Raw genomic sequence first — 9,662 nt, 5'->3', positions numbered from 1 at the left:
GCACCAAATTCTTCGGCCGGTGGCCGACCAAGTCGGCGGGCGTTTGGCCCGCGCTAGATGCAAGGGGTTTTCGAGGACCCCGAAAAGGAGAACGGCATGAACCAAGAGGTCATGAATCTCTTCAATCCCCAGGCGCCTGCGCAGGTGTTCGATTCCATCCGGATCTCGCTCGCCAGCCCTGAGAAGATTCTGTCCTGGTCGTTCGGCGAGATCAAGAAGCCGGAGACCATCAACTACCGCACCTTCAAGCCGGAGCGCGACGGCCTGTTCTGCGCGCGCATTTTCGGTCCGATCAAGGACTACGAATGCCTGTGCGGCAAGTACAAGCGCATGAAGTACAAGGGCGTCATCTGCGAGAAGTGCGGCGTCGAAGTCACGCTGTCGCGCGTCCGTCGCGAGCGCATGGGCCATATCGAGCTGGCTGCGCCCGTCGCCCATATCTGGTTCCTGAAGTCGCTGCCGTCGCGTATCGGCACGCTGCTCGACATGACGCTGAAGGATATCGAGCGCGTTCTCTACTTCGAGAACTACATCGTCACCGAGCCCGGCCTCACCGCGTTGAAGGAGCACCAGCTCCTCAGCGAGGAAGAGTACATGATGGCCGTCGACGAATATGGCGAGGATAGCTTCACCGCCATGATCGGCGCCGAGGCCATTCACGACCTCCTGGCCGGCATGGACCTGGAGAAGATCGCCGGCGACCTGCGCTCGGAGCTGGCCTCGACCACGTCCGAGCTGAAGCAGAAGAAGTATCTGAAGCGGCTCAAGGTCGTCGAGAACTTCATGGAGTCCGGCAACCGTCCGGAATGGATGATCATGAAGGTGGTTCCGGTGATCCCGCCGGACCTGCGCCCGCTTGTCCCGCTGGACGGCGGCCGTTTTGCCACGTCCGATCTCAACGATCTCTATCGCCGCGTCATCAACCGCAACAACCGCCTGAAGCGGCTGATCGAGCTGCGCGCGCCCGGCATCATCGTGCGCAATGAAAAGCGCATGCTGCAGGAAGCCGTCGACGCGCTGTTCGACAACGGCCGTCGCGGCCGCGTCATCACCGGCGCCAACAAGCGTCCGCTGAAGTCGCTGTCCGACATGCTCAAGGGCAAGCAGGGCCGGTTCCGTCAGAACCTGCTCGGCAAGCGCGTCGACTATTCCGGCCGCTCGGTCATCGTGACCGGCCCGGAGCTCAAGCTGCACCAGTGCGGCCTGCCGAAGAAGATGGCGCTCGAACTGTTCAAGCCCTTCATCTACGCCCGCCTCGACGCCAAGGGTTATTCCTCGACCGTCAAGCAGGCGAAGAAGCTGGTCGAGAAGGAGCGCCCGGAGGTCTGGGATATCCTCGACGAGGTCATCCGCGAGCATCCGGTGCTTCTGAACCGTGCGCCGACGCTGCACCGCCTCGGCATCCAGGCATTCGAGCCGATCCTGATCGAAGGCAAGGCGATCCAGCTTCACCCGCTGGTCTGCACGGCCTTCAACGCCGACTTCGACGGCGACCAGATGGCGGTTCACGTGCCGCTGTCGCTGGAAGCACAGCTTGAAGCCCGCGTGCTGATGATGTCGACCAACAACATCCTGCACCCGGCTTCCGGCGCCCCGATCATCGTGCCGTCGCAGGACATGGTTCTGGGTCTTTACTATCTCTCGATCGTCAACCAGAACGAGCCGGGCGAGGGCATGGTGTTTGCCGACATGGGCGAACTCCAGCACGCGCTCGAGACCAAGGCGGTGACGCTGCACGCCAAGATCAAGGGCCGCTTCCGCTCGGTCGATGCCGAAGGCAATGTCGTGTCGAAGATCTATGACACCACGCCCGGCCGCATGATCATTGGCGAGCTTCTGCCGAAGAACGTCAACGTGCCTTACGAGACCGCCAACCAGGAGATGACCAAGAAGAACATCTCCAAGATGATCGACACCGTCTACCGCCATTGCGGTCAGAAGGAGACGGTCATTTTCTGCGACCGCATCATGGCCCTCGGCTTCAGCCACGCCTGCCGCGCCGGCATTTCGTTCGGCAAGGACGACATGCTGATCCCGGATGCCAAGATCAAGCTGGTTTCAGACACCGAGGCTTTGGCCAAGGAATACGAGCAGCAGTACAATGACGGTCTGATCACGCAGGGCGAGAAGTACAACAAGGTCGTCGACGCCTGGGCTAAGTGCTCGGAAAAGGTCGCGGACGAGATGATGGCCCGCATCAAGGCGGTCGAGTTCGAGGACAATGGCCGTCAAAAGCCGATGAACTCGATCTACATGATGTCGCACTCCGGTGCGCGCGGCTCGCCCACCCAGATGCGCCAGCTTGCCGGTATGCGCGGCCTGATGGCCAAGCCTAGCGGTGAGATCATCGAGACGCCGATCATCTCGAACTTCAAGGAAGGCCTGACCGTGCTCGAGTACTTCAACTCGACCCACGGCGCCCGCAAGGGTCTGGCCGACACCGCCTTGAAGACGGCGAACTCGGGTTACCTCACCCGTCGTCTTGTCGACGTGGCGCAGGACTGCATCGTCAACTCCGTCGACTGCGGCACCGACAAGGGCCTCACCATGCAGCCGATCGTCGATGCCGGCCAAGTCGTCGCTTCCGTCGGCCAGCGCGTTCTCGGCCGCACGTCGCTCGACGACATCACGCATCCGGTCACGGGTGAGGTTCTGGTCAAGGCCGGAACGCTGATGGACGAACGCGACGTGGAAGAGATCGAAAAGGCTGGCGTCCAGTCGGTCCGCATCCGCTCGGCGCTGACCTGCGACGTCAGGGTCGGTGTCTGCGCGGTCTGCTACGGACGCGATCTGGCCCGCGGCACCCCGGTCAACCAGGGCGAGGCTGTCGGCGTCATCGCCGCGCAGTCGATCGGCGAGCCGGGCACCCAGCTCACCATGCGTACCTTCCACATGGGCGGTACGGCGCAGGTGGTGGATAGCTCGTTCCTTGAAGCCTCGTATGAGGGCAAGGTCGAGATCCGCAACCGCAACGTGGTGCGCAACTCCGATGGCCAGCAGATGGTCATGGGCCGCAACATGGCGGTGCTGATCCTCGACGAAGCCGGCAAGGAGCGTGCCACGCACCGCCTCACCTATGGTTCGCGCATCTTCGTGGACGATGGCGACAAGGTGAAGCGCGGCCAGCGCGTTGCCGAGTGGGATCCCTATACCCGCCCGATCCTCACCGAGATCGAGGGCAAGGTGGCGTTCGAGGATCTGGTCGACGGCATTTCCGTCCAGGAGACGGCCGACGAATCGACGGGTATCACCAAGCGCGAGGTCATCGACTGGCGTTCAACGCCACGCGGCAACGACCTCAAGCCGGCGATCGTCGTCCAGGATGCCAAGGGCAAGGTCGGCAAACTGTCGAAGGGCGGCGACGCCCGCTTCCTGCTCTCGGTCGAGGCCATTCTTTCGGTCGAGCCGGGTGCGCAGGTTCGCCCCGGCGACGTGCTGGCGCGTATCCCGATGGAAAGCGCCAAGACCAAGGACATCACCGGCGGTCTGCCGCGTGTTGCCGAACTGTTCGAGGCACGCCGTCCGAAGGATCACGCCATCATCGCCGAGATCGACGGCACGATCCGCTTCGGCCGCGACTACAAGAACAAGCGCCGCATCATCATCGAGCCGCATGACTCGACGCTTGAGCCGGTCGAATACCTGATCCCGAAGGGCAAGCCGTTCCATCTCCAGGACGGCGACGTCATCGAGAAGGGCGACTATATCCTCGACGGCAATCCGGCGCCGCACGATATCCTGGCGATCAAGGGCGTGGAGGCGCTTGCGTCCTACCTCGTCAACGAGATCCAGGAGGTTTATCGCCTGCAGGGCGTGTCGATCAACGACAAGCACATCGAGGTGATCGTTCGCCAGATGCTGCAGAAGGTCGAGATCACCGTCCAGGGCGACTCGACCTACATTCCGGGCGACCACGTTGACGTGATCGAGCTGGAAGAGGTCAACGAGCGCCTGGTCGAGGACGGCAAGAAGCCGGCCGAAGGCCAGCCGGTGCTCCTGGGCATCACCAAGGCCTCGCTGCAAACGCCATCCTTCATCTCGGCCGCCTCCTTCCAGGAGACGACCAGGGTGCTGACCGAAGCGGCGGTTGCCGGCAAGACCGACATGCTGCAGGGGCTGAAGGAAAACGTCATCGTCGGCCGGCTGATCCCGGCCGGTACCGGCGGCACGATGAGCCAGATCCGGCGCATCGCTACGTCGCGTGACGAGCTGATCATCGACGAGCGCCGCAAGGCGTCAGGCGTCGAGGTCGCCGATCCGATGCTGACCGACATGGTCAACGCCGCGCAGTAAGCGCGGCGGCACAGATCTCAGGCAACAAAGCCGTCGGGGCAACCCGGCGGCTTTTTTTGTTTGTTGCGTTGGTGTTGCGATCTTACGCCGTGTCGATGGAGTGAGAGCCGGCACCAAATGTGGTGCCCTATTTCGATCGTCCGGCGCCGCCCCTCATCTGCCTGCCGGCATCTTCTCCCCGTATAGTGACGGGGGGAAGGGGCTGGCCGCAACCATGGCGCTCTTGCCGCAAGCGATTGGCGAAATCTTTGATGACGGCGTCCTTCTCCCCGTCACTATACGGGGAGAAGTGCCCGGCAGGGCGATGAGGGGCAGCGCGTCGATTGCAGGTTATAGGATCCGGGCGAAGTCGCTCATAACCCTGTATCGTTCAGTCGTAAAACGCTTCCACCACATTGCGCTTGCCGAGCATGAAGGCGTCGGCGACATGCTGCAGCGGGGTGAGATCGACATCGGAAACGCCGGCGCGCACGATCTCGGCGAAACGCTTGTAAAGCATCGGGTATTCCGCTTCCGGCTCGTCGTGAACGACGCGGCCGTCGACCGCGAGTTTTGACCCGCCGCCCGAAAGCACCATCGCGCCCTTGTCAGTCTCGGCCAGGATGTCCCAGCTTTGCGGGCCGGTCTGGCGCCAGTCGAGTTCCATCGCCACCGGCAATCCATCAGAGGTACGGAAGGCGATGTGTGCGGCGATCGGGGCTGCGCGGTTTTCGGGAAAATCGAGAATTGCCGAAGTGATGAACATTGCCGGCAATATGTGGGTCGCGATCGACAGCGCGTTGATGCCGGGATCGAACACACCGAAGCCGCCTGGGGCCCAGATCCAATCCTGGTTCGGGTGCCAGCGGCGCACGTCTTCCTTCCAGTTGATGGCAGCCGATCTGATCTGGGTCGAACCGAGAAATCCACGCGCCGCTCCCACCGCCGGCGCATAGCGCGAATGCCAGCTGGCGAACAGCGAGACGCCGTTTGCCGCCGCCAGCGCCTTCAAATCCTCGACTTCGCTGACCGTGGCGCCAGGCGACTTTTCCAGGAAGACATGCTTTTTCGCTGCCAGCGCTGTTTGCGCGGCGTCGTAGCGGAACTGCGGCGGCATGCAGAGTGATACCGCCTCAAGCTCCGGCACCGCGTCGAGCATCGCCTCGATGGTTGGAAAATTCGGGATGCCGTCCACCTTGCCGTGCCGGCTGGCGGCAGCGGCGAGACGATAGGTCTGGTCCTTTGCCAAGGCCGGCAGGTGCTGGTCGCGGACGATCTTTCCCACCCCGACGATGCCGAGCTTGATGGGGTTACTGTTCGAGGACATGGGAGGCTCCGCGGATTGGGAAATGCACTGCTCTGGCAGCGATTGCTTCTTAGCAGAGAACCGATGCCCCGCAAGCCGCGCGAGGCTGCCGGCGGCCTGCCGGGATGGCGCCCGATTCGGTCTGGCCCTGTTTCAGATCGGCCCTGCCTCAGGCTGGCACGTCGAAGGTGACGATCGACACTTCACCTTCGAGCGCGCCCTGATAGGCCGACAAATGCGGCTCTTCGTCGGGCACGCCGTCGAGGTCGCCGATCTGGTCGAGCTCCGCCTCGGCGTAGCCTTCGGCCGCGAGTGATTCGAGCGCCCGGCGCACCGCCGAATCGTCGTCGGGCGCGACCAACATGAGGTGGACGCCTTCCGGCTTGCCGTCCTTCCTTTTCCATGCCCGGCCGGTGATGATGGTGACCGGGCGCTCATCATTGTCGTTCACGGGCTGATTCCTCCGGGCGAGGGGATTTGCGCTGTTCATGCCTCCTTTTTCGCATGAAGCATGGCCGTGCAACAGCCGAAAGCCGGTCACTTTCTTCCTTCCTCTTGCAAAATGACGAAAGAAAATTACATGCGCTTTTCGCATGGCTGCCAAGCCTCGGTTTCAGCGTAATATTTGGTGCTCCGGGGTTGACGGGCAACAGGCTTGCGAGTAGAAGCCGGCCAGTCAGAACCGATGTGAGGCTCTCCCTTCCGAAGCGACACGCTTTGGAGTTTGCCTCAAACAGGGTTCGTTTTACGAGCGAAAAGACATTTCCGGCGTGCATGAAGCGGCTTCCGCTTCCTCTGCCATTTGTTCGGGCAAGACCGCGAGGCGCGGTTTGTGGCCCGAATTTGCGTATGGAAATGACGCTTTGAGCGGCCCTGACCGGGCGAGACACGGAATTGAGAGACAAGAGGGTTTAATGCCTACCGTCAACCAGCTGATCCGCAAGCCGCGCATTGCGCCGGTGAAGCGCAACAAGGTCCCGGCCATGCAGCAGAACCCGCAGAAGCGGGGCGTCTGCACGCGCGTCTATACAACGACGCCGAAGAAGCCGAACTCGGCGCTGCGCAAGGTGGCCAAGATCCGCCTGACCAATGGTTTTGAAGTGATCGGTTACATCCCCGGCGAAGGCCACAACCTTCAGGAGCACTCCGTGGTGATGATCCGCGGCGGCCGCGTCAAGGATCTTCCAGGCGTCCGCTACCATATCATCCGCGGCGTGCTCGACACGCAGGGTGTGAAGAACCGCAAGCAGCGCCGTTCGAAGTACGGCGCCAAGCGTCCGAAGTGACCGAAGCGTAGCCAAGGTCATCCCGGACGGCGCCAGGCGACGATCCGGGATCCAGGCCACCACGCAGAATTGAGGCAGAGAAAAAATGTCCCGTCGTCACAGTGCAGAAAAGCGTGAGATCAACCCGGACCCGAAGTTCGGCGATCTGATCGTCACCAAGTTCATGAACGCCGTCATGTATGACGGCAAGAAGTCGGTTGCCGAGACCATCGTCTACGGCGCGCTCGACCAGGTCCAGTCCAAGACCAAGCAGGAGCCGGTCACCGTCTTCCATCAGGCGCTCGACAATGTCGCGCCGCATGTGGAAGTGCGTTCGCGCCGCGTCGGTGGCGCCACCTACCAGGTTCCGGTCGACGTGCGCCCCGAGCGCCGTCAGGCGTTGGCCATTCGCTGGCTGATCGCCGCCGCTCGCAATCGCAACGAGACCACGATGGTCGACCGCCTTTCCGGCGAGCTGATGGACGCGGCCAACAACCGCGGCACCGCCGTCAAGAAGCGTGAAGACACCCACAAGATGGCAGAAGCCAACCGCGCCTTCGCGCACTACCGCTGGTAAAGCGCGAACGAGACTGAAGAGGCACCTACCATGGCCCGTGAATATAAAATCGAAGACTACCGCAATTTCGGTATCATGGCGCATATCGACGCCGGTAAGACGACGACCACCGAGCGCGTCCTCTACTACACGGGCAAGTCGCACAAGATCGGCGAAGTCCATGACGGCGCTGCCACCATGGATTGGATGGAGCAGGAGCAGGAGCGCGGCATCACCATCACGTCGGCCGCGACCACGACCTTCTGGAAGGCTCGTGACGGCAAGATGCATCGCTTCAACATCATCGACACCCCCGGCCACGTCGACTTCACCATCGAGGTCGAGCGTTCGCTGCGCGTGCTCGACGGCGCTATTGCGCTGCTCGACGCCAATGCCGGTGTCGAGCCGCAGACGGAAACCGTCTGGCGCCAGGCCGACAAGTACCGCGTGCCGCGCATGATCTTCTGCAACAAGATGGACAAGATCGGCGCTGATTTTTACCGCTCGGTCGAGATGATCGGTTCGCGCCTCGGTGCGCATGCCGTCGTCATGCAGCTGCCAATCGGCGCTGAGACCGAGTTCAAGGGCGTCGTCGACTTGGTCGAGATGAACGCGCTGGTCTGGCGCGACGAGACGCTGGGCGCCGCCTGGGACGTCGTCGAGATCCCTGCCGACCTCAAGGCTCGTGCCGAAGAATACCGTGAGAAGATGATCGAGGCCGCCGTCGAAATGGACGAGACGGCGCTTGAGAATTACCTCGAAGGCAAGATGCCGAGCAATGACGAGATCCGCGCGCTGATCCGCAAGGGCACCATCGCGGTAAAGTTCTATCCGATGTTCTGTGGCTCGGCCTTCAAGAACAAGGGCGTGCAGCCGCTGCTCGACGCCGTCGTCGAATATCTGCCGTCGCCGGTCGATGTTCCGGCCATCAAGGGCGTCGACGCCAAGACCGATGCCGAGATCGAGCGTCATGCCGACGACAACGAGCCGCTGTCGATGCTCGCCTTCAAGATCATGAACGACCCGTTCGTCGGCTCGCTCACCTTTGCCCGCATCTATTCGGGCAAGCTCACCAAGGGCATCTCGGTCGACAACACGGTCAAGGGCAAGAAAGAGCGCATTGGCCGCATGCTGCAGATGCATGCGAACTCGCGCGCCGACGTAGAAGAGGCTTTCGCCGGCGACATCGTCGCACTGGCCGGCCTCAAGGACACGACCACCGGCGACACGCTCAGTGACCCGCTGCATCCAGTCATCCTCGAGCGCATGGAATTCCCCGATCCGGTCATCCAGATCGCCATTGAGCCGAAGACCAAGAACGACCAGGAAAAGATGGGCCTCGCCCTTCACCGCCTGGCCGCCGAGGATCCGTCCTTCCGCGTCAAGACCGACGAGGAAAGCGGCCAGACGATCATTTCCGGCATGGGCGAGCTTCACCTCGACATCATCGTCGACCGCATGCGTCGCGAGTTCAAGGTCGAGGCCAATGTCGGCGCGCCGCAGGTGGCCTATCGCGAGACGATTACCCGCAGCCAAGAACAGGACTACACGCATAAGAAGCAGACCGGCGGTACCGGTCAGTTCGCCCGCGTCAAGATCCTCTTCGAGCCGAATCCGGAAAGCAGCGAATTCCAGTTCGAAACCAAGATCGTCGGCGGCGCTGTGCCGAAGGAATACATCCCTGGTGTCGAAAAGGGCATCAACAGCGTCATGACGTCGGGCCCGTTCGCCGGCTTCCCGATGATCGGCGTCAAGGCGACGCTGATCGATGGTGCCTACCACGATGTGGACTCCAGCGTTCTGGCCTTCGAAATCGCTGGCCGTGCCTGCTTCCGTGAAGCGGCGCCCAGGCTTGGTGTGCAGTTGCTCGAGCCGATCATGAAGGTCGAAGTGGTGACGCCGGAAGACTACGTCGGCAGCGTCATCGGCGACTTGAATGGCCGCCGCGGCCAGATACAGGGCCAGGAGGCCCGTGGTGTGGCTGTCGTCATCAACGCGATGGTGCCGCTCGCCAACATGTTCAAATACGTCGACAATTTGCGCTCGATGAGCCAGGGCCGCGCGGCCTACACGATGCAGTTCGATCACTACGAGCCGGTGCCGACCGCAGTCGCTCAGGAAGTCCAGAAAAAATACGCGTAACCCGAACGGGTTGCAGCGCTAACTTAATTCAAAGCCCGCACGGGCGAGCAGGAATGGAGAGATCACATGGCAAAAGGTAAATTCGAGCGTACAAAGCCTCATGTGAACATTGGCACGATTG

6 protein-coding genes are annotated in these 9,662 nt (G+C 62.1%); 4 read left to right on the top strand and 2 right to left on the bottom strand.

Going from position 1 to position 9,662, the window contains the following annotated elements:
- The first annotated feature begins 96 nt into the window (after positions 1 to 96).
- Positions 97 to 4,293 (top strand): DNA-directed RNA polymerase subunit beta', encoded by a 4,197-nt coding sequence (gene rpoC, locus E5W87_RS19875; RefSeq protein ID WP_292401142.1) that lies wholly within the window; start codon positions 97 to 99, stop codon positions 4,291 to 4,293.
- Positions 4,294 to 4,663: 370 nt separating this feature from the next.
- Here rpoC and E5W87_RS19870 read toward each other — a convergent pair whose 3' ends face one another.
- Together E5W87_RS19870 and E5W87_RS19865 are read right to left on the bottom strand one after the other, a co-directional pair.
- On the bottom strand, positions 4,664 to 5,599 hold the full coding sequence (locus E5W87_RS19870) for a Gfo/Idh/MocA family oxidoreductase (protein ID WP_292401140.1): 936 nt from the start codon (positions 5,597 to 5,599) through the stop codon (positions 4,664 to 4,666).
- A gap of 148 nt (positions 5,600 to 5,747) precedes the next feature.
- The gene (locus E5W87_RS19865) at positions 5,748 to 6,029 is read right to left on the bottom strand and encodes a transcriptional regulator (RefSeq protein ID WP_292401136.1); all 282 of its coding nucleotides are present in this window, start codon (positions 6,027 to 6,029) and stop codon (positions 5,748 to 5,750) included.
- Between the two features lie 463 nt (positions 6,030 to 6,492).
- Between E5W87_RS19865 and rpsL the strand changes: the two genes are divergently transcribed.
- The 3 genes from rpsL to fusA all read left to right on the top strand — a co-directional run bounded on the left by rpsL (position 6,493) and on the right by fusA (position 9,541).
- Positions 6,493 to 6,864: a 30S ribosomal protein S12 gene (gene rpsL, locus E5W87_RS19860; protein ID WP_006333356.1), complete on the top strand. Its 372-nt coding sequence runs from the start codon at positions 6,493 to 6,495 to the stop codon at positions 6,862 to 6,864.
- A gap of 85 nt (positions 6,865 to 6,949) precedes the next feature.
- On the top strand, positions 6,950 to 7,420 hold the full coding sequence (gene rpsG, locus E5W87_RS19855; RefSeq protein WP_008875664.1) for a 30S ribosomal protein S7: 471 nt from the start codon (positions 6,950 to 6,952) through the stop codon (positions 7,418 to 7,420).
- 30 nt (positions 7,421 to 7,450) lie between these two features.
- The gene (gene fusA / locus E5W87_RS19850) at positions 7,451 to 9,541 is read left to right on the top strand and encodes an elongation factor G (RefSeq protein WP_292401133.1); all 2,091 of its coding nucleotides are present in this window, start codon (positions 7,451 to 7,453) and stop codon (positions 9,539 to 9,541) included.
- Positions 9,542 to 9,662: the final 121 nt, after the last annotated feature.

Source organism: Mesorhizobium sp., from assembly GCF_004962925.1.
In the GTDB taxonomy this organism is placed as follows: Bacteria; Pseudomonadota; Alphaproteobacteria; order Rhizobiales; family Rhizobiaceae; genus Mesorhizobium.
The sequence above is the reverse complement of the archived record's forward strand: the minus strand, read 5'-3'. Positions and strand labels throughout refer to the sequence as shown.

Excerpts from the sequence above, each read along its gene's own strand:
- rpoC (WP_292401142.1), top strand. The coding sequence starts at position 97 with ATGAACCAAGAGGTCATGAATCTCTTCAATCCCCAGGCGCCTGCGCAG.
- E5W87_RS19870 (WP_292401140.1), bottom strand. The coding sequence starts at position 5,599 with ATGTCCTCGAACAGTAACCCCATCAAGCTCGGCATCGTCGGGGTGGGA.
- rpsL (WP_006333356.1), top strand. The coding sequence starts at position 6,493 with ATGCCTACCGTCAACCAGCTGATCCGCAAGCCGCGCATTGCGCCGGTG.
- rpsG (WP_008875664.1), top strand. The coding sequence starts at position 6,950 with ATGTCCCGTCGTCACAGTGCAGAAAAGCGTGAGATCAACCCGGACCCG.
- fusA (WP_292401133.1), top strand. The coding sequence starts at position 7,451 with ATGGCCCGTGAATATAAAATCGAAGACTACCGCAATTTCGGTATCATG.